The organism is Methylophilus luteus (genome assembly GCF_042676265.1).
GTDB classification, from domain to species: Bacteria; Pseudomonadota; Gammaproteobacteria; order Burkholderiales; family Methylophilaceae; genus Methylophilus; species Methylophilus luteus.
Genome location: NZ_JBHTKB010000001.1, coordinates 1,286,682 through 1,311,046, shown reverse-complemented (window position 1 = coordinate 1,311,046; position 24,365 = coordinate 1,286,682). Strand labels below are relative to the sequence as shown.

Here is a 24,365-nt window from a genome sequence, read left to right as displayed (position 1 = left end):
ATGCAATTCTTTGCTGAATTATTTGGTTCCTACTGGCCAGATGTGCAACTGGTGAGCTGGACGCTGGTGAAAATCGTGGCCATTGTGCTGCCTTTGATGGTCTGCGTCGCTTACCTGACCTATTTTGAGCGCAAGGTGATAGGCTTTATGCAGGTGCGCATAGGGCCTAACCGTGTCGGTCCGCTTGGTTTGCTGCAACCGGTGGCCGATGCATTAAAACTGTTGTTCAAAGAGATCATCCTGCCGACGGCGTCGAACAAGGTGCTGTTTTTCATAGGCCCTATCCTGACCATCGCGCCGGCCTTTGCGGCCTGGGCGGTGATCCCGTTCGATGCGACGCTGGTGTTGGCCAATATCGATGCCGGCTTGCTGTATATCCTGGCCATGACGTCAGTCGCGGTTTACGGCGTGATCATTGCCGGTTGGGCTTCCAACTCCAAATACGCTTTTCTGGGCTCGCTGCGTTCAGCCGCGCAGATCGTGTCTTACGAGATCGCCATGGGTTTCACGCTGGTGGGTGTGCTCATGTGTGCCAACTCGCTCAATCTGGGCAAGATAGTGATGGGGCAGGAGGGCGGTTTCTGGCATTGGTACTTTATTCCGCTGTTTCCGTTGTTTATTGTCTATTTCATCAGCGCAGTTGCCGAAACCAACCGCGCACCGTTTGATGTGGCCGAAGGTGAGTCCGAGATCGTGGCCGGTTTCCATGTCGAGTATTCTGGGATGGCGTTCGCGGTGTTCTTCCTGGCCGAATATGCCAATATGATACTGGTGTCCATGCTGGCCGCACTGATGTTCCTCGGCGGCTGGTTGTCACCACTGCCATTCTTGCCGGATAGCATCTTGTGGCTATTTGCCAAAGTCGCTTTCCTGCTGTTTATGTTCTTATGGTTCCGCGCGACCTTTCCGCGTTACCGCTATGACCAGATCATGCGTCTGGGGTGGAAAGTATTTATTCCAATCACACTGGTATGGATAGTCGTGGTAGCCGCCATGATGCAAACACAGTGGGCTTACTTGTTCCATTGATGGATATTCATATATTGGACCATGCACATACAGGGATAACAGAAACCTTACCATGTTGAACGCGATTAAAAATACATTAGGCAGTTTGATGTTATGGGAAATGCTGAAAGGCATGGCCCTGACCGGACGCTATTTCTTTGCCAAGAAGATCACTATCCAGTACCCGGAAGAACGCACGCCGCAGTCTAACCGCTTTCGTGGTCTGCATGCCTTGCGCCGTTATCCTAACGGTGAAGAGCGCTGCATCGCCTGCAAATTGTGCGAAGCGGTGTGCCCGGCAATGGCGATCACCATCGAGTCTGACCAGCGTGAAGATGGCAGCCGCCGAACCACGCGCTACGATATAGACCTGACCAAGTGCATTTTCTGCGGCTTTTGCGAAGAGTCCTGCCCGGTAGACAGCATAGTCGAGACACGTATATTCGATTATCACGGCGAGCAGCGCGGTGACCTGTTATATACCAAGGAAATGTTGCTGGAAGTCGGCGATAAATATGAGGCCGAGATCGCGGCCGATCGTACCCAGGACAAGGCTTATCGCTAGGCGCGGACAGGAAAATCCATGATATTCACCGATATAGTTTTTTATGTGCTGGCAGCGATACTGCTGTTTTCCGGCATACGTGTCATTACTACCCGCAACCCGGTGCATGCCGCGCTGTTCCTGGTACTGGCTTTTTTTACCGCTGCCGGCATCTGGCTGCTGCTCGAAGCAGAGTTCCTCGCTATCGCGCTGATACTGGTTTATGTAGGTGCGGTGATGGTGCTGTTCCTGTTTGTGGTGATGATGCTGGATATCAATATCGACAAGCTGCGTGAAGGCTTCTGGTCTAATCTGCCGTTGGCGCTGACCTTCGGCGTGGTCATGATGGGCGAGATGGTGATGGTGCTGTCGGCCAAAAATCTGCACCCCAGCCAGGCGGTAACCGCGCCTGATGGTTACAGTAATACTGCAGCCCTGGGCAAAGTGTTGTATACCGATTATCTGCTGCCGTTCGAGTTGGCTGCCGTGGTGCTGCTGGTGGCCATGATCGCGGCCATCGTACTCACGTTGCGCGAGCGCCAGGATAACAAATCGATGAACCCGTCCGAGCAGGTAAAAGTGAAACGTAGCGACAGGCTGCGTATTGTGTCCATGCCAGCCGAGGTAGAGCCACCGGCGCCTGCCACTGCACCGGCGACAGAGGAGAAAAAATAATCATGGTCGGCTTGTCTCATTACCTGATCCTGGGTGCCCTGATGTTTGCCATCAGCGTGATCGGTATTTTCCTCAACCGCAAGAACGTCATCATTTTGCTGATGGCGATAGAGCTGATGCTGCTGGCGGTGAACCTGAATTTCATTGCCTTCTCGCATTACCTCAACGATATTGCCGGGCAGGTGTTCGTGTTTTTCATACTGACGGTGGCGGCGGCTGAATCAGCGATAGGTCTCGCCATCCTGGTGGTGCTGTTCCGTAATCTGCATACCATCAATGTTGATGATCTGGATCAGTTAAAAGGTTAAGTGCAATGACAATAAAACAAATCCTGATTCTTATCCCTCTGCTGCCCTTGCTGGCAGCCGCGGTGGTCGGCTTGTTGCGCAATTACCTGCCACGCTGGGCTGCACACGTCATCACCATTGCCGGTGTGGGCGCGGCGTTTGCCTTGTCGGTGCATATACTGAGCCAGACGCTGGCTGGCTTTACCCTCAATGAATCGGTGTACACCTGGCTGAATTCAGGCGATATTCATTTTGAAGTCGGTTTTCTGATCGATAACCTGAGTGCGATGATGATGGTGGTGGTGACTTTCGTGTCACTGATGGTGCATGTCTACACCATAGGCTATATGCATGAAGACCCGGGCTATAGCCGTTTCTTCAGCTATATCTCGCTGTTTACTTTCTCCATGCTGATGCTGGTGATGAGCAACAACTTCATGCAGCTGTTTTTCGGCTGGGAAGCAGTAGGCCTGGTGTCTTATCTGCTGATCGGTTTCTGGTTCACCCGGCCGACCGCGATTTATGCCAACCTGAAAGCTTTTCTGGTCAACCGGGTAGGTGACTTTGGTTTCCTGCTGGGCATAGGCATGGTGCTCTACTATTTTGGCAGCCTGGATTACGCCACCGTATTTGAGCGTGCACCTGCGTTGGCCGGGGCGCAGGTCAATCTGCTGGGTAACTGTTCCTGGTCGCTGATGACCGTCACCTGCCTGCTGTTGTTTGTCGGTGCCATGGGTAAATCGGCACAAGTGCCTTTGCATGTGTGGCTGCCGGATTCCATGGAAGGCCCGACCCCTATCTCTGCCCTGATCCACGCGGCGACCATGGTCACCGCCGGTATCTTTATGGTCGCGCGCATGTCGCCGCTGTATGAATTATCGACCACGGCCTTGTCTACCGTGATGGTGATAGGTGCCATTACCGCCTTGTTCATGGGTTTCCTCGGTATCATCCAGAACGATATCAAGCGCGTGGTGGCTTATTCCACACTGTCACAGCTGGGTTATATGACGGTCGCGCTGGGTGCTTCCGCCTATTCGGTGGCGATCTTCCACCTGATGACACACGCTTTCTTCAAGGCACTGTTGTTCCTGGGTGCGGGTGCTGTGATCATGGGCATGCACCATGACCAGGATATACGCAACATGGGCAACCTGAAAAAATACCTGCCTGTCACCTGGATCACTTCGCTGATAGGCTCACTGGCCTTGATAGGCACGCCATTCTTCTCCGGTTTTTACTCCAAAGACAGCATCATAGAAGCAGTCGAGTTGTCGCATATCCCGGGTAGCGGCTTTGCCTACTTTGCCGTCATCGTCGGCGTATTCGTGACCGCGTTCTACTCTTTCCGCCTGTATTTCCTGGTGTTTCATGGTGAGGAGAAGTGGCGCCATGCGGCACACGCACATGCTGAGCACAGTCATGACAGCAAAGATGCGCATGCGCATAAAACACACGACGACCACGCTGACGATCACGCGCATGATGACGCCCATCACCACGGCCTGGGCTCTGAGGATGATCCGCATGAGCCAGGCTGGGTGGTGAAGCTGCCATTGATACTGCTGGCTATCCCGTCGTTGCTGATCGGTTATTTTGCGCTGGAACCCATGGTATTTGGCGATTTCTTCAAAAACGTGATTTTTGTCGATGCTGAAGCACATCCGGCAATGGAGCACCTGGCGCATCACTACCATGAATTCATGCACAGCCCGGCCGGCATGGCGATACATGGCTTTGCCAGCCTGCCATTCATCCTGGCGGCGTCTGGCGTGTTGCTGTCCTGGTTCTTCTATATGAAGCGCCCGGATATCCCGGCTGCGATCAAACAGCGTTTCGACCTGATTTACCGCATACTGGATAACAAATACGGTTTCGACAGCTTTAATGAGAAATTCTTTGCCGGTGGTTCGCGTTACCTGGGCCGCCTGTTGTGGAAGTTTGGCGATATCACCTTGATCGATGGCGCGATGGTGAATGGCACCGCCAGGACCATGGGCAAGATCGCCGCCAGATTACGCAATGTGCAATCAGGTTTAATTTATCACTACGCTTTTGCAATGATCATAGGCGTATTCCTTCTCATGACTCTTTTTGTAAAAATCAATTAATGATGCAAGCCGACCTCACAAGTATTTCATGGTTAAGTCTGGCCGTCTGGCTACCGGTATTCTCCGGTGTGCTGGTATTGCTGCTCGGGGGCGACCACAAGGCGTCACTGACGCGCTGGCTGGCATTGGCTGGCAGCCTGGCCAGTTTCCTGGTCACCATCCCGCTCTACACACTGTTTGATGTGCAGGATGGCTTCTTCCAGTTTGAAGAGTTGCTGCCATGGGTGCCGGCATTCAATATGCATTATCACCTGGGCATAGATGGTTTCTCCATGCCGCTGGTGCTGCTGACCAGCTTTACGACCGTGATCGTGGTACTGGCCGGCTGGGAAGTGATCACCAAGCATATCGCCCAGTATATGGCGGCTTTCCTGATCATGAGCGGCATCATGATAGGTGTGTTCACCGCGCTGGATGCTATCCTTTACTATGTGTTCTGGGAGGCGATGCTGATCCCTATGTTCCTGGTGATCGGTATCTGGGGCGGGCCTAACCGCGTATACGCCACGGTCAAGTTTTTCCTGTATACCTTGCTCGGTTCGTTGCTGATGCTGGTGGCGTTTATACACCTGTATCACCAGACCGGCAGTTTTGAACTGGCTGATTACTACCTGCTGCCGCTCAGCATGCAGGCGCAGATCTATATTTTTATCGCATTCTTTATGGCGTTCGCGGTCAAGATCCCGATGTGGCCGGTGCATACCTGGTTGCCAGATGCGCACGTGGAAGCACCTACCGGCGGTTCGGTAGTGCTGGCAGCCATCGCACTGAAACTCGGTGGTTACAGTTTTCTGCGCTTTGCCATGCCTATCGCGCCGGATGCCTCGCATTACTTCAGCACCGCCATGATAGTGCTGTCGCTGATCGCCGTCGTTTATATCGCGCTGGTCGCCCTGGTGCAAACCGATATGAAGAAACTGATCGCCTATTCATCTATCTCGCACATGGGTTTTGTCACGCTGGGCTTTTTCATGTTTGGCCAGCTGGCACTGGAAGGCGCGATGGTGCAGATGATCTCGCACGGCTTTATTTCTTCGGCCATGTTCCTCAGTGTAGGCGTGCTGTATGACAGGGTGCACAGTCGCGAGATTTCGGCGTATGGCGGTGTTGCCAACAAGATGCCGGTATTTGCCGGGTTCGCGGTGCTGTTTGCCATGGCCAACAGCGGCCTGCCAGGCACTTCGGGCTTTGTCGGTGAGTTCATGGTCATTCTGGCGGCAGTGAAATTCAACTTCTGGGTAGGTTTTGCTGCTGCCACCACCCTGATCTTTGGCGCTGCCTATACCTTGTGGATGACCAAGCGCGTCTTCTTCGGCGACGTCAACAACCACCATGTGGCAGAGCTGACCGATTTAAATAAACGCGAATTCCTGATCCTCGGCGTTCTGGCTATTCTGGTGATAGGCTTTGGTCTGTACCCGCAAGCTATCACCGAGGTCATGCAGGCGACCAGTAGTGAATTCCTGAAACATATGGCGATCTCAAAATTGCCGGTCACAGGCTATTAAGGCAGGATGTAAGAAAATGGATAATATGCAATTCGATTTGCTCGCCCTGTTGCCGGAACTGGTATTGCTGGGCATGGCCATGTTTATTTTGCTGCTGGATCTGTTCATCCTGCCGCAAAACCGTTCCATCATTTATGGCCTGAGCCAGTTCACGCTGTTTGCGGCGGCATTCTTCACGGTTAAGACGCAGACGCCTGCGGTAGGCTTTGCCTTCTCGCATATGTTTATAGACGATACGCTGTCAGACGTGATCAAGATGATGATGTATCTGGGCACCTCGCTGATCTTTGTCTATAGCCGCAAATACCTGCAGGACCGCAATCTCTACCGGGGCGAGTTTTATGCCATGGTGCTGTTTGGCTTGCTGGGCATGATGATCATGGTTTCCGGCCATAACCTGCTGACGATTTATATCGGCCTGGAACTGCTGTCACTGTGTCTGTATTCACTAGTGGCATTTGACCGTGATAACCCGCGCGCTTCAGAAGCCGCCATGAAATACTTTGTACTCGGTGCGCTGGCTTCCGGCATGCTGCTATATGGCATGAGCATGATCTACGGCATGACCGGCAGCCTGGATGTCAGTGATATCGCCAATAGCATACTGCAGCAGGAGAAGAGCCCGATATTGATACTGGGGTTGGTGTTCCTGGTGTCGGGCATCGCTTTCAAGTTTGGCGCTGTGCCTTTCCAGATGTGGGTGCCAGATGTGTACCAGGGTTCGCCCACGCCCATGACCCTGTTGATAGGCTCTGTGCCTAAACTGGCAGCCTTTGCCATGACAGTGCGTTTGCTGGTACAAGGCCTGCATCCGCTGGCGCAGGACTGGCAGGATATGCTGATGCTGATGGCTGTGCTGTCTATCGTCATTGGTAATTTCAGCGCCATAGTGCAAACCAACCTCAAGCGCATGCTGGCTTATTCCACCATCTCGCATGTAGGCTTTATCATGTTTGGCATGATGAGTGCGAACGCCAATGGCTTTGCCTCCAGCTTTTTCTATATCAGCACCTATGTGCTGACCTCGATCGCAGGTTTCGGCATTATCCTGCTGTTGAGCCGCCAGGGCTTTGAAGCGGAACAGATAGATGACCTCAAAGGCCTGAATCAGCGCCACCCGTGGTTTGCTTTCATGATGTTGATCATTATGTTCAGCATGGCTGGTATCCCGCCTACCATAGGCTTCTACGCCAAGTTCACCGTGTTGCAGGCGGCATGGCAGGCCGGGTTCACCTGGCAGGTGGTGCTGGCGGTATTGATGGCAGTGATAGGTGCTTTCTACTACCTGAATATCGTACGCAAAATGTATTTCGACGCGCCAGCGGATAACTCACCGCTGACTGCCCCTGTGGACATGCGTTTTGTATTAAGCGTACACTCGCTGGCCTTGCTGGGCCTGGGCCTGTTCCCTGAGATCTTGCTCAGCGTCTGTGGCCGTAGCCTGTTGATGAGTTTGCAGTAAAGCCTATGTTAACTAAATTTTTATATCTGCTACTGATGCTGTTTATGGCCAATCTGGGCTGGATCTCGGATAAATGGCTGGGCATCGCCGGCCATATCAGCCAGTTATGGCAACGCTTTGCTGTGCTGTTGCCGGCTTACTTCATCACGCTGGTGATCGCTTATTTTGTCGAGCAGCTGGTCATGGGCCAGGTCTGGCCGCAAGGCTGGGAGTTTTACACTATCACCCTGTGCCTGTTTCTGGTGTTTTCATTTCCGGGCTTTGTCTATCGCATGTTGTGGAAATAGCGAGTGCTGTGCAAATAGCACCTCGTCATATTTGTTTCACTAATCCTTCACGATAGTTTCAAGCATTGCAGTCACACTGGCTACACCTAAGTAGTCGGTTTACTCCAGCATAGCTGGGGTAAACCCCGGAAAGGACCTGTGATGCTAAAACTACAACAAACGTTGGGATGGGTGCAGTCAGTAGATAGCCGCTTGTGTGTCAAAGTCAGCCACACCGGGCAATATCGGTTTATCCGCCACTCGTTTCGTGCCATCTCGCGCATGGGCGACGGCATGTTCTGGTATCTGCTGATGCTGGTGATCGCAGTGACGCAGGGGCAGGCTGGTTTGTATGTCTGCCTGCAAATGCTCACGGTAGGTCTGACCGGCACGCTGGTATATAAATGGCTCAAGCACAGGACCAGCCGACCGCGACCTTTCCAGGTGCGTCAGGATGTATTGTTAAGTGGTACGCCACTGGATTACTTCAGCTTTCCCTCAGGCCATACCTTGCACGCCGTGGCTTTCGGTATGGTGGCCGTGCAACATTATCCGCAGCTATTCCCCATCATTTACCCGTTTGTGGTGCTGGTCGGTATGTCGCGCGTGGTATTAGGGCTGCATTACCCTAGCGATGTGCTGGCAGGTGCCGGCATAGGCTATGTGCTGGTCGCCTTGTATTCGCCACTGTTTTAAACTGGTGATCAAAGCAAATCACGGCTGCAATAGCAGCCGTTTTCTGTAGCCAGCAAGCTATTCAGCTCACTTGTCCTCACAACTAGATTGCTCTCACAACTGATTGCAACGCGCGATAGTCGCCGCCATTGCATGCGCCTGTTGTTGATCAAGCTCAGCTAGCCCCTGTATCACGCCGAGCTGGTTTTCCAGCGGCTGATTCTGGCTGGCTTTACATTTACCGGTCAGGCGCTTGATCTCTATCTCTATGCCCACCACTGCCTGTAGCAGTTGATCTATAAACGCTGTCGGTGCATCTGCCAGTTGCCACGGGCTTGCAAAACCGGCTTCATGTTCAGTGGTCAGTCTGGCCAGGTGCGCGCGCAACCAGCCGGCGTCATCTATCAGTTTCAGTGTTCCGTGTGCATGCACCACCACATAGTTCCAGGTCGGCACCACCATCCCGGTGCGTGCTTTTGTAGCATACCAGGCAGGCGAGATATACGCCTGCGGACCATGGAATATCACCAGTACCTCTTTGCCAACCATGTTCTGTGCACAGAGCGGGTTGGCGCGGGCTACGTGGCCGCTCAATCTGCCTGGAGTATCACCATGCTGGCTAAAGTGCAGGGGCAGGTGATTAGCATCCATGCTGTCGGCTGTGGCAAACACCAGGGTTGCCAATGGATAGCTGCGCATGATGGCCTGTAAGGCATCATGATCCGTCTCGCTGAAGTGTTTTGGGTTATACATGCGTTTACTGGCTGCCGCTGTCTATAGCGGCAGCAGCTGGCCTCTGACCAGCACATATTTTTGTTGTGACAATTCAACAGGCGCAGCAGGCTGACAGCTGGCACCTGCAGACAGGTTCGCCATGCATACAGCAGCCTGATTGTCCGCTGCAACTACTTGCCTGCCTGCAGCCTGTTTGTCAGGTAGCATAGATAAATAAATACCAGCCACTGCCACACTGATGATGAAATATTTCACTCTGACTCCCAGGTTAATGTCAGTCGCATCATAAGCATGAATCCATGTACACTACATATACAATTTGTTAAACAATCAAATGCACTGTACAGGAGCTCACACCATGCCAGTTACACCAGCACTGCTCACACTTAATCCGCTAGAGTCCGTCCCGCTGGTTGAGCAGGTGGTCACGGGTATCAAGCAGCTGGTTGAACAACGTGCATTGCGGGCCGGGACGCGGCTGCCATCCATCCGTGATTTTGCCGTGCAGCATGGCATCAGCCGCTTTACCGTGGTTGACGCTTACGACAGGCTGGTCGCGCAGGGTTATCTGCTGTCCAGGCGTGGCTCGGGGTTTTATGTCACGCCACAGGCAAAAACGCAGGAGACGCCAACGCAGACCACTTTTCTTGAACGCGCAGATGATGTGCTGTGGCTGTTACACAATACTTTCCGGGATGTGCCTGATGTGGTGAGGCCAGGCTGCGGCTGGCTGCCTGGCGACTGGCTGGATGAAAAAGTCATGCAGAAAAGCCTGCATGAGCTATCGCGCAAGCCGGGCGCGTTTTTAACTGCTTATGGCGATATCAGCGGCTACCTGCCGCTGCGGCAGCAACTGTCGCAAAAAAACCTTGCCGATATAGGCATCAGTGCAGATGCACAGCAGATCATCATGACCAATGGTGCATCGCACGGGCTGGATCTGGTGGCCAGGCTGTTTATCCAGCCCGGCGATGTGGTGCTGGTGGATGATCCAGGCTATTACACATTGTTTGGCTACCTGAAATCGCTGGGTGCCAGGCTGGTGGGGGTGCCGCGCCTGAGCAATGGCCCGGATATCAGCGTATTGCAACAGCAGTTGGAGACGCACAGGCCGAAGCTGTTCTTTACCAATAGCGTGTTACATAACCCCACCGGCACCAGCACCAGTGCCGCGATCGCGCACCAGCTACTGCAACTGGCAGAAAAATTCGGCTTATATATCGTCGAGGATGATATCTATGGCGATTTTCACGCGCAGCATGCGACGCGCCTGGCAGCACTGGACCAGCTGAACCGGGTGATCTATGTCAGCAGCTATTCCAAAACCATTTCGGCCAGCATGCGGGTCGGATTTATTGCCTGCCATCGCGAGCTGGCCATGCGCTTGCTGGATATCAAACTACTGACCGGGCTCACCACTTCGGAGATCAATCAGCGCCTTATGCACCAGATACTGGTCGAAGGGCGCTATCGCAAACATATAGACAAAATACGCGCCCGGTTGCAGGTCAAGCGTGGGCAGGTGATCAGGGAACTGGAAGCCTGTGGTTTGCATATACATGGCGAACCGGAGGGCGGCATGTTCGTGTGGGCGCAGCTGGCAGATGGGCGTAGTGCGGCAGAGGTGGCGACCATGGCATCCCGGCAAAACATCATGCTGGCACCGGGTAATCTGTTCAGGCCGTATCAGGAGCCTTCATCCTGGTTGCGCTTTAATGTGGCGCATTGTGACGACCCCAGGATCTTTGCATTATTGCGTGCGAATTAAGGGCTGAAAATTGCCGGATATGCGTGAAACCAGGGTGTTTCTGGCACCCTGAATCCCTGCTTAATGGCCGGGAGGCCTTGAAATCTAATGATTTTTTTTAATTTTTAAAGGTTTAGCAAATTCTTGTTGCCAACTTTGAATATTCCGTGCATAGTGTGCCCTCACGAAGTTCAAGTAGTGTCGTTGTTCTATGGTTCTATCTTTTGGTGTATCGTTACTTCCCGCCATCTTGATCCTCGTTATGGGCATTAGCCCGAATTATCAATTTTCATTCAAGGATTTATTATGGTAACAGGTTCAGTAAAATGGTTTAACGATTCAAAAGGTTTTGGCTTTATCACTCCTGACAATGGCGGCGAAGATCTGTTCGCACACTTCTCTGCGATCCAATCTGCAGGCTTCAAAACTTTGAAAGAAAACCAACGCGTGAGCTTTGAAGTAGCTACTGGCCCTAAAGGCAAACAAGCTGCAAATATTCAAATCATTGAATAATTCAGTTTACGTCCGCAAGGCTGGTTAACCGGCCTACGGGAAAAGGGCCCGGAAATTCCGGGCTTTTTTATTTTTAAAGGATGCTGAATGGCAAAAGAAGAGTTAATTGAAATGCAGGGTGCAGTCACAGAGATACTGCCGGATGCCCGTTACCGCGTAAAGCTGGATAACGGTCACGAATTGATCGCTTACACCGGCGGTAAAATGCGCAAGCACAAGATCCGTATTCTGGCTGGCGACAAGATCACCATAGAGATGTCTCCATACGATATGGATAAAGGCCGTATTATTTTCCGTCACCTGGAACCACGTAAGCCTTTCTAACCTGCCCTCAGTCTCATGCGAGCAGGTCTGCCAGGCTTGGCAGTCCGGCCTCGCGCTCTAGCTCCTGAATATCATGGCTGATCGTGGTCTTTAACCAGCCGTTCCGTCAGCCGTAATAACCACGGCGCCACCAGCAAGATACTGATAAATACGATAGGCCAGGCCACCACGATACTGGTCAGCCATTTCTCAAACAATAGCGCCAGCGGCACCCCATGTATGAGCAGAATGGCAATGCTGACGATATTCACAGTCACCAGTGACATCAGCAGCGCGAATAGCAGCTGCCGTTTCAAAGCCAGCCGCGACTTGCTGCTACTTACCATGGTAATGGCTGATCTTCATGAAAATAACCGCCAGTGGGGCCGTTATCATCCAGTGTCGCCAACCGCACTGAAGTTTTCCAGCTGTCACTGATCTCCATAGGCGCATTGTCACCACCCAATTCGGTTTTAACCCAGCCAGGGTGCGCAGAATTGACTTTGATGCGGCTGTCTTTCAGGGCATGCGCCAGGTGTATGGTGAACATATTCAATGCGGTTTTTGAAGCGTTGTAAGCCAGGCCTTTGGCCACATCTATAGGCGAATCTGGTGTGCTATGCAAGGTTTGCGAGCCGAGGATGCTGGATAAGTTAACAATGCGGCCTGCGTCAGATTTTTGCAATAAAGGCAGCAGGGCTTGCGTCAATGACACCACTGCAAAAAAGTTAGCCTCAAAAGTAGTTTTCAGCGTGTCCTGGTCTACGCTCAGGGTGTTGTTCTGCCCGATCAGCGTTTCTTTCAATATGCCGGCATTGTTGATCAGGATATCCAGCTTGCCGAAGCGGTATAGCAAGGTTGCTGCGACTTCTTGCGGTGAGTTAGGCTGTGCAGCGTCATAGTGCAGATATTCAGCATCTGCACCTGCTGCTTGCAGTTGAGCGACCGCTTCGGCCCCTTTGGCATTATCGCGCGCGCCGACAATGACTTTAATGCCTAATGCGCCCAGATGTTTGGCGGTCTCCAGGCCTATGCCACGGTTGGCACCAGTGATAAAGGCGATACGTTGTTGAGTTGTGCTCATGCTGATTTTCCTTTTTATGTGACTTTGTTTAAAATTAAATACCAATCGGTAAATAAATAATACTGTCGATTTTATAAGGTGTCAACATGTTTTATACCAAGTGGTATAATAATTAAAAAATCAATCAGGTGTATATGTGATGAATGAATCAGTGATGCCCAAAAAACGCGGTCGGCCAGTGGCGTTTGATTACGATACAGCGCTGGAAAAAGCCATGTATGCTTTCTGGCAGCATGGTTATGAAGGCACTTCCATGGCGACATTGATGAGTGCTATGGATATGAACAAAGCCAGCATTTATGCGGCTTATGGCAGTAAAGAGGCCTTGTTTCAGAAAGCGCTAGACGCTTATGTACAAGGGCCTGCCAGTTTTATCGCCAGCTCATTGCAGCAGCCAACGGCCGCCAAAGTGATAGATGCTTTGCTGACGCAGGCGGCCACTATGCTGACGGATGGCAGTCATGCTGCCGGCTGCCTGGTCACCAAAGGTGCACTGGCATGCAGCGCAGAAGGCGCGCATATGCAGACCTTGCTCAGTGGCTACCGCACCAGCACTGAAGCAAAGCTGGCGCAGCGTTTTGAGCGTGCCAGAGCAGAAGGGGATTTATCCGCAGACACCGATGCGGTTGCCCTGGCCAGGCTGGTGATGACTTTGCATCAGGGCATGACAGTACAAGCAGTCAGCGGGGTCACGCAGGCAGAATTGCTGACGATGGTGAAAATGGCTAGCGGGCTGATAGCAGCCTATGTGGGCACCACGCAGCAGGTGCACACATAAGCCGTCTAAGTTAAGATGGTGCTGTGCACCAGGCTTAAGGTGGCGTTGCGCACCAGCGATCAGGTGGCGCTATGCACCAGGGTGATGGCAGCCTGTTTGGCACGGCTGGCGGCGCCGGTATTCGGTGCCAGACGCTCTACCAGGGCAGCACCTTCAAACAATATGGTTAATTGCTGGCCCAGTGCTTCGGGGTCTTTGGCACCTGCATTGCGGGCGATCTTGCACAAGTAGGTCTGCAGCTCTACCGACAGCACCGCCGAGTACTGGTTGATAGGGTGTTCAGGGTCGGGAAACTCCACTGCGGCAATATGAAACGGCAGGCCATGGAATTCCGGCTTGGTGATCCATTGTTCCAGCAGTTCGCACAGTTGGATCAGCAGTTCTATCGATTCAGCTTTCTGGCTCGCCAGTTGCACATTCAGCCAGGCATAAAATTTATCAGACTTGTCACGCAGATAGGCAGTGATCAGCTGGTTTTTGCTGGGGAAGTGCTTGTACAGCGTGGCTTTGGCAACGCCAGCTTCCATGATGATGGTATCAACACCTGAAGCCTGTATACCTCTGGTATCAAACAGGCTACTGGCAATGGTTAATATTTTCTCTCGCATGTTCATCACTTATCCTTTTTTACCAAACATCTGGTCAATTTTTCCCAATGCTGGGATATCCCGATTTTTTGCTTATAGTCTTTCACCACGATCACGTCCTTGCGGGTGCATGAGTTCTTGCGGATACAGGCAGCTGACGTAGCCCAGCGCCTGCCGTAATTGCTCTACATGCGCTACATCTACCGTGCCCTTGGTCACAAACATGATAAAGGCCTCGCGCTGCGCGTCGGGCAACATGGCTGCCTGCGGCAGCTGGCAACTGCCATTCTGCATCTTCTGGTAGGCCAGGTTGAGCAGGCTGATGGTCACCGGGTCAGGGGTGCCGCTGTGATCGCTCAATTGCGCCACTTCATAAGGCGACTCAGCCATAGTTGCCGGTTGCTGCACCGGGGCGACCAGAGTCATCCACACCACGCACAAAGACACCAGCAGGCCAAAAGACAGTGAGCGTTGCCATGCTGGCGCGCCTAACTGCTCATGCACAGACTGTTCAAACAGATGCCAGGCAGTCGCTGCACCGGTTTGCGACTGCACCCGCACCGCACCCACTGCCTGAAAAAACCACTGGTCCAGCAGGGTAGGCGACACCGGTGCCAGTGACTGCTGCTGCGCCTGGTCTATCAACTGGCGGATATGCGAGATATCCTGCGCATTCAGTGCTGCATGCATGCCGGACGCTGCCACGCGTTGCGTGTTCCAGCTCACCAGCTGGTAACGCAGCCGGTAGAACGGCGCCTGCCTGCTCCACTGCTTCAGCCCCAGTTGCCAAAGGCCATGCAAGGCATAAGCCCTGGCGGTGCGCATGCAACGCTGTCCCGTCTTATTCACAATCGCTAGTACATTCACGCTGATAACCCCTAAAAATCTTCTTGCTTTTTTTTCGATGGCTGCAGTAGACTAGAAAGTAAGTGAACAGACCTGTCTGCATATTAACGTGGCAAACCACAAAATGCAACCAGTTCTTAAACACCTTTCCAGAAGCTACTTTGGCATCATAGCCCCGGCTGAATTTGTAAACAAGGGATAACCATGACATCCGTATCAATCGAAACACAATTGACCGAGTGGCGCGATCATGCGCTGACACTCGAAAACGAAGTGAAGAAAGTAGTGGTCGGCCAGGACAAGGCGATACGCGCGATCAATATCGCCATTTTTGCCCGTGGCCATGTGCTGCTTGAAGGCGGTGTGGGCGTAGGTAAAACCACTTTGCTGCAATCGATCGCCCGTGGTCTGGGCGGCGCTTACGAGCGTATTGAAGGCACGGTTGATCTGATGCCGAATGACCTGATCTACCATACTTTCCTCGGTGAGGATGGCAGGCCGAAAGTGGAAGAGGGCCCTTTGCTGCGCGCCGGTGAGCAACTGTCGGTGTTTTTCTTTAACGAGATCAACCGCGCCAGGCCGCAAGTACATGCACTGATGCTGCGGGTGATGGCTGAACGTCATATCAGCGCCTTCAAAAAGGAATACAGGCTGCCGCACATGCTGGTGTTTGCTGACCGCAACCAGGTGGAAAAAAATGAAACCTTCGAGATCCCTTCTGCGGCGCGTGACCGATTTATGATGGAGATCCCTATCGAGATCCCGGATGACCGCGCGCTACGTAAAGCCTTGATGTTCGATGTGAAGTTCCAGCATGCCGAGCGCCTGACGCAGCAAGTCGATGCGGGCGTGCTGGCTTACGACCAGCTCAATGCATTCTCTGACGTGTTGCAAAGCCATATCCGCTCCAGCGATATACTCGAAGACTATGCGCTGGACCTGTGGGAATCCACCCAAAAACCGGCTGCTTTCGGCATCCAGCTCGATAGCGTGGATGTCAATCGCCTGATACATACCGGCGCCAGCCCGCGCGGCATGGGCATGCTGTTGAAGGCAGCGCGCGTGCATGCCTGGTTGATGAACCGTGACAGCTTGTTCCCGGAAGATATACACGCGGTGTTCCATGAGATCATTGCGCACAGGCTGGTGCTCAACCCTATGTTTGAGAGTCGCCGCACCGAGCTGTCGCGCGAGCTGACCAACCAGATCCTGGCTTCTGTCAGTGTGCCTGCCAGGGCTAAAGCAGCATGATCCCGGATTACGCCCAGCCATTTTTCTACCAGGTGCCCTGGCGTTCAGCCAGCGTGCACACTGGTGAACACCTGGGTATACAGCGCGGGCCGGGTGATGAATTCAGCAGGCATGTCTCACTGGTGGATTACCCGGATGCCAGGCGGGTAGATCTGCGGCAAACCATACGCGACCCCTACGAGCAGATACAGGTGCGCGTGTTCAAGCAGGAAGCCTCTTCACCGCTGTATGCCGTGTGTGACCTGTCGAGCTCCATGCAGTTTCAGGGCCAGTTGCGCAAGCTGGATACGGTGCAGGCAGTGGCGGCGTCTATCGCCTGCTCTGCGCATGACAACAGCGACCTGTTTGGCATGATCAGTTATGACCAGCATGTGATCCCGCATCTGAGCCTGTCGCCAGGCCACCATGCGCACCAGTCATTCGCCACCATTGCTGAGCTGGGTGATTTTCGCAGCGCCCGCCGCGATGGCAGCGGTGTGGTCGAGGCCGCTGGCTTACTAGGCCAGCAAAAAGGCCTGGTGTTCTGGATCTCGGATTTTCATATGCCATTGTCGCTGATAGAGCATGGCCTGAACCTGATGGCCAATCACCAGCTCATCCCTATCGTATTGTGGGATCCGCTGGAATATCAGCGTTTGCCACGTTTCGGTTTTGGCAATCTGCAGGACCCGGAAACCGGCGAGCAAAAAACCATTTTCTTCCGTCAGGCCATACGCGCGCAGTTTGTGCAGATGTTCGAGCAACGTAAACAGGCGCTGGATCAACTGTTTGCGCGCTTTGAGATCCGGCCACTGTATGTCTCAGGGCGCTTTGAAGCGGCCTTGCTGTCGGACTATTTTGAACAACTTATCCATTAGAGTGTGCTGATGAAACAGATTTTTTTAGGGTGGCTGATCGCCTGTATGTGCCCCGGCCTGGTCTACGCCGAAACCGCGGCGCCCCAAGTACAGGAGCTGGCACAGCAGCAGGTGCAGGTGCTCAGTGTGCAAAACCCGGCTTCTTATGCCGGCATACAGATAGGCGATGTGTTACAGCGTACTATCCGCCTCTCGGTGGCCGCCGGTGACCAGCTCAATGAAAGCCAGCTGCCGCTTAAAGGCGTGCTGCGCAATGGCGTTGAGCTCAGGCAGTTACAGATAGCTAGCCAGAAACAGGGCGGGCAACAGGTTTACACACTGGTGTTTGATTACCAGGTGTTTGCCAGCAGCGGCAAGCCGCTGCAATTGCAGCTGCCAGCCGAACAACTGACGTTTAACAGTGGTGCCACGGTCAGCTTGCCTTCCTGGCGTTTCTGGCTGCTGGCGCAGCTGCCAGACCAGTTGCAAAAAGCCAAACAAAGCGTGATCGCGCAATACCCCCCGGCTTTGCTCGATACGCAGACGCCGCAACGCGGGCTGGCCCTGAGCCTGTTGCTGGCCGTGGTTGGCGGCCTGGTCTTGCTTTACCGCAATGCAGACTGGAACCTGCTGCCTTTGGGCCAGGGCCATTTCTCGCGTGCTTACCGCAAACTGAAAAAACTGCCGGCAACTGCTGAAGGCCAGAAACAGGCTGCCCTGCTAGTGCAAGATGCATTGAACCAGCGTTTTGGTCAGCAGATGCTGGCCAAGCATGTGCCTGAGTTCCTCAGCCAGCAGCCAGGCTTTAAAGCGCTGGAACAAGAGCTGCATGCTTTCTTTGCCCAGGCCAATGCGGTGCTGTATAGCGGGCAAACCAGTGATGCCGCTGCTTATCTGCAGCAATGTAAAACCTTTACGCGCCAGCTGCGCGATTGTGAACGGGGCGTCTGATGCATTGGTTACACCCCTGGTTCTTGCTGCTGTTACCGGTAGTCGCCGTGCCTTTCCTGTTAAAAAGCCGGCATGCACAATCTTATTCATGGTTGCAGATGGTCCCTGCCGATCCGTTCTCGGATACCGCTAACCGCCTGGTTAAAACCGCCACTTCGCTATTTTTACTGTGCCTGGTGCTGGCGCTGGCCGGCCCGCAGGGCGATAGCCACCAGGAGCAAAAGGTAGGCAAAGGCGCGCAAAGCGTGTTTGTGATAGACCGTAGTGTGAGTATGGATCACCCGTTTGCCGGGCAAAGCACGGGCGGGCATGCGGCAGAGATCAAATCCGCCGCCGCCAGGCGTCTGATCACCGCCTTTATCGATTCCAGGCCGGATGACATGATGGGCGTGGTCGGTTTCACCAATTCGGCCTTGTATGGCATGAAGATCACCACCAACCGTGATGGCATACACTCGGCGATCCAGGCTGCGACCGGCCCGGCGCTGAACCAGACCAATATCGGTGCCGGTATCACCAACGCCGTGACCTTGTTTGAGAATATCGCCAGCACCGGCTCGCGTGCCATCGTGTTGCTGTCTGACGGCGCCGGTAAATTAAGCCCGCGCGTGAAATACCAGATCCAGAAACAGCTGACAGGTAAAAAAATCAATTTGTACTGGATAGTGCTGCGCGAACCGGATGACATCAGTATTTTCACTGACAACGTCTATGAAGAAGAACGTACACCGGAAGCGATCTCGCTGGACCGGTTCTTCCGCTCACTCAAAGTCAAATACAAGGCATTTGAGGCGGATAACGCCACGGCACTGGAATCTGCCTTGCGCGAGATAGACGCCAAGGAGAAGAATGTCATTCAATACGCCATCATCATTCCTGGCCACGATTATGCCAGGGACCTGATAATAGCGGCCCTGGTGCTGGGCCTGGGCCTGGTGCTGGTTAAACATATAAGGATGTACTAAATGGCAACACATGCAAAAACAGCCAACTGGCTATGGGGTAGCATCACCGTGGCGGGGGTGATAGGCGCAATTTATTTCGGCTGGCAGCTACAGTCGCTACAGGCTCTTAACCATAAGATACAGAGCGGCAGCCTGATCAAGGACAAAGACTACCCCTATCTGCAGCGCTTTACTGCCGCCTATGACCAGGGCAAACACGCTGATTACAAACATGCGGTGCAGACTTATGCGCAACTGCTGGAAGCCTCGCCGCCGGAAGCCGAGTTGCCGCATATCCATTTTAATATCGCTAACAACCTGTTCTTGTCTGGCCTGGTGCGCACGGTGAATGAGGATGGTTCTTTCCAGGATGAGGCACGCTACGCATACACGCAGGCCAAGATCGCCTATGAGCAGTCATTGCGCCTGCAGCCGGCAGATAAAGCGGCTAAGTTCAACCTGAGCCTGTTGCATTCGGTGATGGCGCGTGGCATGCAGGCGGGTGCCAAAGACCAGTCGCATATGGAACTCAGTAACCTGCCGATAGGGTTGCCATAATGAGAGTGATCGCATGGCTGAAACAGTATTATGAGCCGGTGCTGTATGTACTCGCCCTGAGCTTGCTGCTAATGGCGCTGTTCAAGCCCAGCATACAGCTCAGGCAGCAGGTACAGCATTATTTGCTAATCACCGATGTGTCGCAAAGCATGAATGCCGAAGATGAGATGCTGAACCAGAAAAAGGTCAGCCGCATCGCCTATGCCCAGCATCTGATGAAGCAGATCGTGCATAAAGCGCCATGTGGTACTTATTTCAGCTTGGGCATTTTCGCCTCGGATAACGTGGCCATGTTGCAAACGCCGCTGGAAGTGTGCAAGAACCTGGATGTGATCAGCGACGGTATAGACCACCTGGAGTGGCGCATGGCCTGGAAAGGCAATAGCCGCCTGAGCTTTTCCGTGCATGCCGCCACCCATATCTACGATGCGCTGAACCAGCCGGCACAAATGCTGTTTTTTACTGATGGCGATGAAGCACCACGCGTCAATGTCACCATCAAGCAGGATCTGAGCGGGGTGCAGATAGGCGAGTTCTTTACTTTTGTCGGCGTCGGCGGCCCTGAAAAAGTCGCCATCGTCCGCTACAACACCGCCAACAAGCCGGTAGGCTACTGGCCGGTCAGCGAGAATAACAATGCCGGTGCCGTAGGCGTGACTTATGCCGACCCCAGCAGTGATGAACCCGACCCGCCGGTGGCTTATGCAGAGTACGACCGCATGCTGTCACAACTGGAAGAAGACTACCTGAAAGAGCTTTCAGCAGAGTTTAAAGGCAGTTACCTGAAAGGGCAGGACCAGGAAGCGTTTTATAAAGCGATTGCGGCGAAAAAAGCCACCGCCAGTTTTGTCACCGACTATCCGTTACGGGCGGTTTACCTGGTGCTGGCGATCTTGCTGGTACTGGCCAGTTATCTGCCCGATGTGCTTTACCGCCGGCGCGTTGAGGCTTGATTCACACGCTGCCTGATCATGAGCAAGGCGCTTAATCATGAGCAGGTGCCTATTCATGAGCAGGCACTAGCGTCAGACAGGTGATCTCCGAAGGGGAGCCAAAGCGGTTGGGTGGCCCCCAGTAGCCGGTGCCCCTGTTCACATAGACCCACAAGTCCTTTAAACGGTGCAGCCCGGCGACGTAGGGCTGTTGCAGTGGCACCAGATATTTCCATGGCCAGAACTGCCCGCCATGGGTGTGCCCGGATAACTGCAGGTCAAAGCCGGCAGACTGCGCGGCTGTGGCACTCAGCGGCTGGTGGGCGAGCAGTATCTTGGGCGCATGCTGCGGCGCACCGGCGATGGCGGCATGCGGGTCACTCTGGTGATGCGCGTAGAAGCCGCCAGCGGTGTAATCGGTGACGCCCGCCAATACCAGGGTCGCCCCATCATGTGACAGCTGCACATGCTCATTGAGCAACACCTGCACGCCCAGGCGCTCAATTTCCGCTATCCAGTCCAGTGCGCCGGAATAATATTCGTGGTTGCCGGTGACAAAAAAACTGCCATGGCGCGCACTCAAAGCAGCCAGCGGCTGGGTGTGGCTGGCAAGTTCGCTGACCCTGCCATCCACCAGGTCACCGGTAATGGCGATCAGGTCGGCTTCAAGCGTATTGACGCGATCAACGATACGCGACAGATAGCCTTGCTTGATAGTAGGGCCGACGTGGATATCGCTAATCTGCACGATGCGGAAGCCATGCAGCACGGCGGGCAGGTTGCGCATTGGCACCTTGATCTTCACCACCGTGGCTAATCTGCGCGCATTGAAAAAACCGATCACACTAATGGCCAGCGCGCCCACGACAGCCAGTAAAGCCGTATTCTTTTCGATAGCGGTGAAATCCGCTTGCAGCACATGCGCGGCATCCAGACCTGCCACCGCCAGCAGCAACACATCACGCAACAGCGTCAATACCAGTAGCGAAGAAAACACGCCCATCAGCGTCATGGAGATCCAGCTGCTGATATCGCGTAGCGTCTGGTCGCGAAAGCGGCGGGCCAGAAAAGCGATCGGTTGTAGCAGCGTAGACAGTATCAGGAAACCCCATCCAGCCCATAACACCCAGTCTGGCCAGGCCAGGCTGTTGAGCAAACGTGCGCCTATGTAATAGTGTAAAACACTGACCAGCGTGGTGACAGTGAGCAGAAATCGTAAAGGTGGCATGGGGCGTGTGGCGGTGGGGTGGCGGGATCGATATTCATTAGATGGTGCCAGCAGGCCTATATTCAAGTCCAGGCTTGGATTCAAATCCAGCTATAGATAGCCCAGCCATATATTCAAGTCAGTCTAAGTTATTTGCGGCTAAAGCCTGTTCAGGCAACTGCGTCTCTGCCTGCCAGCTTGCGGTAGATGCGGCTAGCTGTCAGGCTGGTTGAACCACTGGTGCTGGTAATGCTCAAACGCGCTGATGGCGCGGGTAGGGCGCAGCCTGGCATCTTGCAGGCATTTACGGCGCCAGTCATCCAGTTGTTCCATGCCCAGATTGACATGCTCTGCATGCAAGGAGGGGAAAGCCCCGTTCAGCAGTTGCGGCAGATCCTGTAATGCCAGGCTGACCTGGTCGCGGTAATAGCCCAGTTTGTGTTCAAACTCGCTATCCAGCCTGCCGTAGCGGCGCAACAGATATTGCGGGATACGCGACAGGCGCAAGGCCTGGTCGGCAGTGGCCAGCCTGGACACCGCTTTTTCCACAATGTCTGCCTCACACTGCATGGTTTGCGTCAGGGTCTCCACTATGGTTTTGCGGTGTATGCGCAACAGTTTAGACGGCGAGGGAAAGTCTGTGCTTTGCAGGTAAGCATCCATGGCCCACTCGGCTGCGGCATGCGTGAGCAGGCTGTCATGCTGCCACTTGGCCTCAAACGTGGGTACAAAATGCTGGTGGGCGACCACATCGGTGAGTAAATGCAGGTTATAGCCTATGCCCAGAGCCAACTGCCTGTCATTGCGCGTCTGCAGCAGTTGCTGACCTATGCCCCAGCCATGGCTGTGATTGAAGGTGCGCGACACCACCGCCAGGTCGGGCAGGCAAGCACCCGCCAGCACCAGGGTAGGGTAGCGGCGCACCACGCCCAGCCACGGCAAAGGTAGCAGTGGCAAGGTCTGCATCCAGCTATGGGTATAAGCGACATGTGAGTACAGGCCCCAGGCGTGTGCTTCGCCGGGCATGGCGATCAGTAACAGCAGGAGCAGTAGATATCGAAAATGTCGCTTTTGCATGTGCGCACTCTGCGCCCGCCAGATGACAGATCAATGACGGTTGTATGACGTTGATATGAAAGCAGTTTTTGTCATAAAAGCATCATTTGCCATTGTTAAACTATGTGAGATTTGTTAACTGGGAGCCAGCTTAAGCATAGCTTTGGACAGAATCAGCATGAAAATATTAATGATTTCAGATGTGTATTTCCCGCGTGTGAACGGCGTTTCTACCAGCATACGCACGTTTGCCGAAAGCCTGCGCAGCGAAGGCCATAGCGTGCACCTGATCGCGCCGCAATATGCCCAGGCCATAGAGAGCAAGCCGAGTGCGGATGAGGCCAGGCTGAGTGCAGATGAAAGATGGATCACGCGTATCGCCGCCCGCAAGATCGTGTTCGACCCAGAAGATTACCTGATGAAATGGTCAGCGCTGGTGGCTTATATCGATAGCCTGCACCCTGGTGATTATGACCTGGTGCATATACACACGCCATTTGTGGCGCATTATGCCGGGCTCAAGATCGCCAAAAAACTGCAGGTGCCGGTGGTAGAAACCTACCACACCTTTTTTGAAGATTATATGCATCACTACCTGCCATGGGTGCCACGCAAACTGGCAGTCAGTATCGCGCAATGGGTGTCGCGCAAGCAATGCCAGCAGGTAGATACCGTGGTGTCACCTTCTGCCCAGATGCGCGATGTGCTGCAGCAATACGGCGTGACCACGCCGGTGGCGGTGATCCCTACCGGGCTGGATGCTTCACGCTTTGTGCCCGGTGACGGGCTGGCTTTCAGACAGAAATACGCGATTGCTGAACAGCGGCCATTGTTGATGTTTGTCGGCCGGGTCGCGCATGAAAAAAATATCCAGTTTCTGCTGGAAATGCTGTCACTGGTGATACAGGATCATCCTGAAGTGTTGCTGGTGATCACCGGCGAAGGCCCGGCCGAAGCCATGCTGAAGAAAATGACGCGTGATAACGGCCTGCAGCAGAATGTGATGTTCCTCGGCTATCTCGATCGTGCGGTCGGCCTGAATGCCGCTTACCGCGCCGCGGATATCTTTGTGTTCGCCTCCAAGAGCGAGACGCAAGGCCTGGTATTGCTGGAAGCCATGGCACAGGAAACACCGGTGGTCGCCATTGCCGAACTGGGCACTGCCTCCATACTGCGTCAGGAGCAGGGCGCATTGATCGCACAGGATGACGAGCTGCATTTTGCCGAGCAGGTTCAAACCCTGCTGATAGATCACCAACTGCGTGAACGCGTAGGCAAGCAAGGCAAGCGCTATGTGGAGCAGGTATGGTCCAGCGAGGCGCAGGCGAAAAAACTGCTTGAATGCTACGAACGCCTGATGCTGGTCAATTATCCGCTGCCGGTGTCTGCCGCAGCCTAATAGAACTGGCGACCTGTGGTATGCATGACTGCATCTGCTGCCACAGGTTTGCCAGACTGTTACTTCCAGGGTGTTTTTCCTGGCCCACTTGACGCCAACAGC

The 24,365-nt window shown here is 53.8% G+C and carries 27 protein-coding genes; 20 read left to right on the top strand and 7 right to left on the bottom strand.

Features of this window, described 5'->3' with window-relative positions; genetic code table 11:
* The 9 genes from nuoH to ACFQ1Z_RS05950 all read left to right on the top strand — a co-directional run bounded on the left by nuoH (position 1) and on the right by ACFQ1Z_RS05950 (position 8,557).
* Entirely contained in the window at positions 1 to 1,029 is a 1,029-nt protein-coding gene (nuoH, locus tag ACFQ1Z_RS05990) for an NADH-quinone oxidoreductase subunit NuoH (protein ID WP_379056349.1), read from the top strand.
* 52 nt (positions 1,030 to 1,081) lie between these two features.
* Positions 1,082 to 1,573 carry an NADH-quinone oxidoreductase subunit NuoI gene (gene nuoI, locus ACFQ1Z_RS05985; RefSeq protein ID WP_379030951.1) on the top strand — a complete coding sequence of 164 codons (492 nt, stop codon included), beginning with the start codon at positions 1,082 to 1,084 and terminating at the stop codon, positions 1,571 to 1,573.
* A gap of 18 nt (positions 1,574 to 1,591) precedes the next feature.
* Entirely contained in the window at positions 1,592 to 2,227 is a 636-nt protein-coding gene (locus tag ACFQ1Z_RS05980) for an NADH-quinone oxidoreductase subunit J (RefSeq protein ID WP_379056348.1), read from the top strand.
* Between the two features lie 2 nt (positions 2,228 to 2,229).
* Positions 2,230 to 2,535 (top strand): NADH-quinone oxidoreductase subunit NuoK, encoded by a 306-nt coding sequence (gene nuoK / locus ACFQ1Z_RS05975; protein WP_055825950.1) that lies wholly within the window; start codon positions 2,230 to 2,232, stop codon positions 2,533 to 2,535.
* 5 nt (positions 2,536 to 2,540) lie between these two features.
* Entirely contained in the window at positions 2,541 to 4,625 is a 2,085-nt protein-coding gene (gene nuoL, locus ACFQ1Z_RS05970; protein ID WP_379056347.1) for an NADH-quinone oxidoreductase subunit L, read from the top strand.
* Positions 4,625 to 6,133, top strand: a complete 1,509-nt coding sequence (locus ACFQ1Z_RS05965; protein WP_379056346.1) for an NADH-quinone oxidoreductase subunit M — start codon at positions 4,625 to 4,627, stop codon at positions 6,131 to 6,133. The genes nuoL and ACFQ1Z_RS05965 overlap by 1 nt, the downstream gene beginning before the upstream one ends.
* Before the next feature lie 16 nt (positions 6,134 to 6,149).
* Entirely contained in the window at positions 6,150 to 7,595 is a 1,446-nt protein-coding gene (gene nuoN / locus ACFQ1Z_RS05960) for an NADH-quinone oxidoreductase subunit NuoN (protein ID WP_379056345.1), read from the top strand.
* Positions 7,596 to 7,600: 5 nt separating this feature from the next.
* Positions 7,601 to 7,882, top strand: coding sequence for a DUF2818 family protein (locus tag ACFQ1Z_RS05955; protein WP_379056344.1), 282 nt, complete (start codon positions 7,601 to 7,603; stop codon positions 7,880 to 7,882).
* A 141-nt stretch (positions 7,883 to 8,023) separates the two neighbouring features.
* Entirely contained in the window at positions 8,024 to 8,557 is a 534-nt protein-coding gene (locus ACFQ1Z_RS05950) for a phosphatase PAP2 family protein (RefSeq protein ID WP_379056342.1), read from the top strand.
* Between the two features lie 93 nt (positions 8,558 to 8,650).
* On the opposite strand, the gene ACFQ1Z_RS05945 is transcribed toward ACFQ1Z_RS05950, so the two are convergent.
* Positions 8,651 to 9,289 (bottom strand): FMN-binding negative transcriptional regulator, encoded by a 639-nt coding sequence (locus ACFQ1Z_RS05945; RefSeq protein WP_379056340.1) that lies wholly within the window; start codon positions 9,287 to 9,289, stop codon positions 8,651 to 8,653.
* A 340-nt stretch (positions 9,290 to 9,629) separates the two neighbouring features.
* Here ACFQ1Z_RS05945 and ACFQ1Z_RS05940 point away from each other — a divergent pair, with 340 nt between their 5' ends.
* From ACFQ1Z_RS05940 to infA, 3 genes are all read left to right on the top strand, one after another.
* A complete protein-coding gene (locus ACFQ1Z_RS05940) occupies positions 9,630 to 11,039 on the top strand; it encodes an aminotransferase-like domain-containing protein (protein WP_379056338.1) in 1,410 nt (469 codons plus the stop codon).
* Positions 11,040 to 11,324: 285 nt separating this feature from the next.
* A complete protein-coding gene (locus ACFQ1Z_RS05935; protein WP_018985697.1) occupies positions 11,325 to 11,531 on the top strand; it encodes a cold-shock protein in 207 nt (68 codons plus the stop codon).
* An 87-nt stretch (positions 11,532 to 11,618) separates the two neighbouring features.
* Positions 11,619 to 11,855, top strand: a complete 237-nt coding sequence (gene infA, locus ACFQ1Z_RS05930) for a translation initiation factor IF-1 (RefSeq protein ID WP_018985695.1) — start codon at positions 11,619 to 11,621, stop codon at positions 11,853 to 11,855.
* A 71-nt stretch (positions 11,856 to 11,926) separates the two neighbouring features.
* On the opposite strand, the gene ACFQ1Z_RS05925 is transcribed toward infA, so the two are convergent.
* Positions 11,927 to 12,181 (bottom strand): DUF2798 domain-containing protein, encoded by a 255-nt coding sequence (locus ACFQ1Z_RS05925; protein ID WP_379056336.1) that lies wholly within the window; start codon positions 12,179 to 12,181, stop codon positions 11,927 to 11,929.
* Entirely contained in the window at positions 12,175 to 12,918 is a 744-nt protein-coding gene (locus ACFQ1Z_RS05920; RefSeq protein WP_379056335.1) for an SDR family oxidoreductase, read from the bottom strand. Before ACFQ1Z_RS05920 ends, ACFQ1Z_RS05925 begins: the two co-directional genes overlap by 7 nt.
* Before the next feature lie 139 nt (positions 12,919 to 13,057).
* Between ACFQ1Z_RS05920 and ACFQ1Z_RS05915 the strand changes: the two genes are divergently transcribed.
* The gene (locus tag ACFQ1Z_RS05915; RefSeq protein ID WP_379056334.1) at positions 13,058 to 13,696 is read left to right on the top strand and encodes a TetR/AcrR family transcriptional regulator; all 639 of its coding nucleotides are present in this window, start codon (positions 13,058 to 13,060) and stop codon (positions 13,694 to 13,696) included.
* A gap of 59 nt (positions 13,697 to 13,755) precedes the next feature.
* Here ACFQ1Z_RS05915 and ACFQ1Z_RS05910 read toward each other — a convergent pair whose 3' ends face one another.
* Positions 13,756 to 14,310: a TetR/AcrR family transcriptional regulator gene (locus ACFQ1Z_RS05910; RefSeq protein ID WP_379056333.1), complete on the bottom strand. Its 555-nt coding sequence runs from the start codon at positions 14,308 to 14,310 to the stop codon at positions 13,756 to 13,758.
* A gap of 66 nt (positions 14,311 to 14,376) precedes the next feature.
* Complete coding sequence (locus tag ACFQ1Z_RS05905; RefSeq protein WP_379056332.1) at positions 14,377 to 15,108, bottom strand: hypothetical protein; 732 nt, start codon at positions 15,106 to 15,108, stop codon at positions 14,377 to 14,379.
* A 225-nt stretch (positions 15,109 to 15,333) separates the two neighbouring features.
* Here ACFQ1Z_RS05905 and ACFQ1Z_RS05900 point away from each other — a divergent pair, with 225 nt between their 5' ends.
* From ACFQ1Z_RS05900 to ACFQ1Z_RS05875, 6 genes are read left to right on the top strand one after another with little or no spacing between them, the layout of a single operon-like run.
* Complete coding sequence (locus ACFQ1Z_RS05900; RefSeq protein WP_379056331.1) at positions 15,334 to 16,380, top strand: AAA family ATPase; 1,047 nt, start codon at positions 15,334 to 15,336, stop codon at positions 16,378 to 16,380.
* Positions 16,377 to 17,237, top strand: a complete 861-nt coding sequence (locus tag ACFQ1Z_RS05895) for a DUF58 domain-containing protein (protein ID WP_379056330.1) — start codon at positions 16,377 to 16,379, stop codon at positions 17,235 to 17,237. Before ACFQ1Z_RS05900 ends, ACFQ1Z_RS05895 begins: the two co-directional genes overlap by 4 nt.
* A gap of 9 nt (positions 17,238 to 17,246) precedes the next feature.
* Positions 17,247 to 18,167 carry a hypothetical protein gene (locus ACFQ1Z_RS05890; RefSeq protein WP_379056329.1) on the top strand — a complete coding sequence of 307 codons (921 nt, stop codon included), beginning with the start codon at positions 17,247 to 17,249 and terminating at the stop codon, positions 18,165 to 18,167.
* Positions 18,167 to 19,132, top strand: a complete 966-nt coding sequence (locus tag ACFQ1Z_RS05885; RefSeq protein WP_379056328.1) for a vWA domain-containing protein — start codon at positions 18,167 to 18,169, stop codon at positions 19,130 to 19,132. Before ACFQ1Z_RS05890 ends, ACFQ1Z_RS05885 begins: the two co-directional genes overlap by 1 nt.
* On the top strand, positions 19,133 to 19,669 hold the full coding sequence (locus ACFQ1Z_RS05880) for a hypothetical protein (protein ID WP_379056326.1): 537 nt from the start codon (positions 19,133 to 19,135) through the stop codon (positions 19,667 to 19,669). It abuts the gene before it with no gap.
* Positions 19,669 to 20,622, top strand: coding sequence for a vWA domain-containing protein (locus ACFQ1Z_RS05875; RefSeq protein ID WP_379056325.1), 954 nt, complete (start codon positions 19,669 to 19,671; stop codon positions 20,620 to 20,622). The genes ACFQ1Z_RS05880 and ACFQ1Z_RS05875 overlap by 1 nt, the downstream gene beginning before the upstream one ends.
* A gap of 49 nt (positions 20,623 to 20,671) precedes the next feature.
* On the opposite strand, the gene ACFQ1Z_RS05870 is transcribed toward ACFQ1Z_RS05875, so the two are convergent.
* Entirely contained in the window at positions 20,672 to 21,913 is a 1,242-nt protein-coding gene (locus ACFQ1Z_RS05870; RefSeq protein ID WP_379056324.1) for a metallophosphoesterase, read from the bottom strand.
* A gap of 108 nt (positions 21,914 to 22,021) precedes the next feature.
* Entirely contained in the window at positions 22,022 to 22,885 is an 864-nt protein-coding gene (locus tag ACFQ1Z_RS05865; RefSeq protein ID WP_379056323.1) for a zinc dependent phospholipase C family protein, read from the bottom strand.
* A 157-nt stretch (positions 22,886 to 23,042) separates the two neighbouring features.
* Between ACFQ1Z_RS05865 and ACFQ1Z_RS05860 the strand changes: the two genes are divergently transcribed.
* The gene (locus ACFQ1Z_RS05860) at positions 23,043 to 24,263 is read left to right on the top strand and encodes a glycosyltransferase (protein WP_379056321.1); all 1,221 of its coding nucleotides are present in this window, start codon (positions 23,043 to 23,045) and stop codon (positions 24,261 to 24,263) included.
* Positions 24,264 to 24,365 lie beyond the last annotated feature (102 nt).

Excerpts from the sequence above, each read along its gene's own strand:
- nuoH (WP_379056349.1), top strand. The coding sequence starts at position 1 with ATGCAATTCTTTGCTGAATTATTTGGTTCCTACTGGCCAGATGTGCAA.
- nuoI (WP_379030951.1), top strand. The coding sequence starts at position 1,082 with ATGTTGAACGCGATTAAAAATACATTAGGCAGTTTGATGTTATGGGAA.
- ACFQ1Z_RS05980 (WP_379056348.1), top strand. The coding sequence starts at position 1,592 with ATGATATTCACCGATATAGTTTTTTATGTGCTGGCAGCGATACTGCTG.
- nuoK (WP_055825950.1), top strand. The coding sequence starts at position 2,230 with ATGGTCGGCTTGTCTCATTACCTGATCCTGGGTGCCCTGATGTTTGCC.
- nuoL (WP_379056347.1), top strand. The coding sequence starts at position 2,541 with ATGACAATAAAACAAATCCTGATTCTTATCCCTCTGCTGCCCTTGCTG.
- ACFQ1Z_RS05965 (WP_379056346.1), top strand. The coding sequence starts at position 4,625 with ATGATGCAAGCCGACCTCACAAGTATTTCATGGTTAAGTCTGGCCGTC.
- nuoN (WP_379056345.1), top strand. The coding sequence starts at position 6,150 with ATGGATAATATGCAATTCGATTTGCTCGCCCTGTTGCCGGAACTGGTA.
- ACFQ1Z_RS05955 (WP_379056344.1), top strand. The coding sequence starts at position 7,601 with ATGTTAACTAAATTTTTATATCTGCTACTGATGCTGTTTATGGCCAAT.
- ACFQ1Z_RS05950 (WP_379056342.1), top strand. The coding sequence starts at position 8,024 with ATGCTAAAACTACAACAAACGTTGGGATGGGTGCAGTCAGTAGATAGC.
- ACFQ1Z_RS05945 (WP_379056340.1), bottom strand. The coding sequence starts at position 9,289 with ATGTATAACCCAAAACACTTCAGCGAGACGGATCATGATGCCTTACAG.
- ACFQ1Z_RS05940 (WP_379056338.1), top strand. The coding sequence starts at position 9,630 with ATGCCAGTTACACCAGCACTGCTCACACTTAATCCGCTAGAGTCCGTC.
- ACFQ1Z_RS05935 (WP_018985697.1), top strand. The coding sequence starts at position 11,325 with ATGGTAACAGGTTCAGTAAAATGGTTTAACGATTCAAAAGGTTTTGGC.
- infA (WP_018985695.1), top strand. The coding sequence starts at position 11,619 with ATGGCAAAAGAAGAGTTAATTGAAATGCAGGGTGCAGTCACAGAGATA.
- ACFQ1Z_RS05925 (WP_379056336.1), bottom strand. The coding sequence starts at position 12,181 with ATGGTAAGTAGCAGCAAGTCGCGGCTGGCTTTGAAACGGCAGCTGCTA.
- ACFQ1Z_RS05920 (WP_379056335.1), bottom strand. The coding sequence starts at position 12,918 with ATGAGCACAACTCAACAACGTATCGCCTTTATCACTGGTGCCAACCGT.
- ACFQ1Z_RS05915 (WP_379056334.1), top strand. The coding sequence starts at position 13,058 with ATGAATGAATCAGTGATGCCCAAAAAACGCGGTCGGCCAGTGGCGTTT.
- ACFQ1Z_RS05910 (WP_379056333.1), bottom strand. The coding sequence starts at position 14,310 with ATGAACATGCGAGAGAAAATATTAACCATTGCCAGTAGCCTGTTTGAT.
- ACFQ1Z_RS05905 (WP_379056332.1), bottom strand. The coding sequence starts at position 15,108 with ATGCGCACCGCCAGGGCTTATGCCTTGCATGGCCTTTGGCAACTGGGG.
- ACFQ1Z_RS05900 (WP_379056331.1), top strand. The coding sequence starts at position 15,334 with ATGACATCCGTATCAATCGAAACACAATTGACCGAGTGGCGCGATCAT.
- ACFQ1Z_RS05895 (WP_379056330.1), top strand. The coding sequence starts at position 16,377 with ATGATCCCGGATTACGCCCAGCCATTTTTCTACCAGGTGCCCTGGCGT.
- ACFQ1Z_RS05890 (WP_379056329.1), top strand. The coding sequence starts at position 17,247 with ATGAAACAGATTTTTTTAGGGTGGCTGATCGCCTGTATGTGCCCCGGC.
- ACFQ1Z_RS05885 (WP_379056328.1), top strand. The coding sequence starts at position 18,167 with ATGCATTGGTTACACCCCTGGTTCTTGCTGCTGTTACCGGTAGTCGCC.
- ACFQ1Z_RS05880 (WP_379056326.1), top strand. The coding sequence starts at position 19,133 with ATGGCAACACATGCAAAAACAGCCAACTGGCTATGGGGTAGCATCACC.
- ACFQ1Z_RS05875 (WP_379056325.1), top strand. The coding sequence starts at position 19,669 with ATGAGAGTGATCGCATGGCTGAAACAGTATTATGAGCCGGTGCTGTAT.
- ACFQ1Z_RS05865 (WP_379056323.1), bottom strand. The coding sequence starts at position 22,885 with ATGCAAAAGCGACATTTTCGATATCTACTGCTCCTGCTGTTACTGATC.
- ACFQ1Z_RS05860 (WP_379056321.1), top strand. The coding sequence starts at position 23,043 with ATGAAAATATTAATGATTTCAGATGTGTATTTCCCGCGTGTGAACGGC.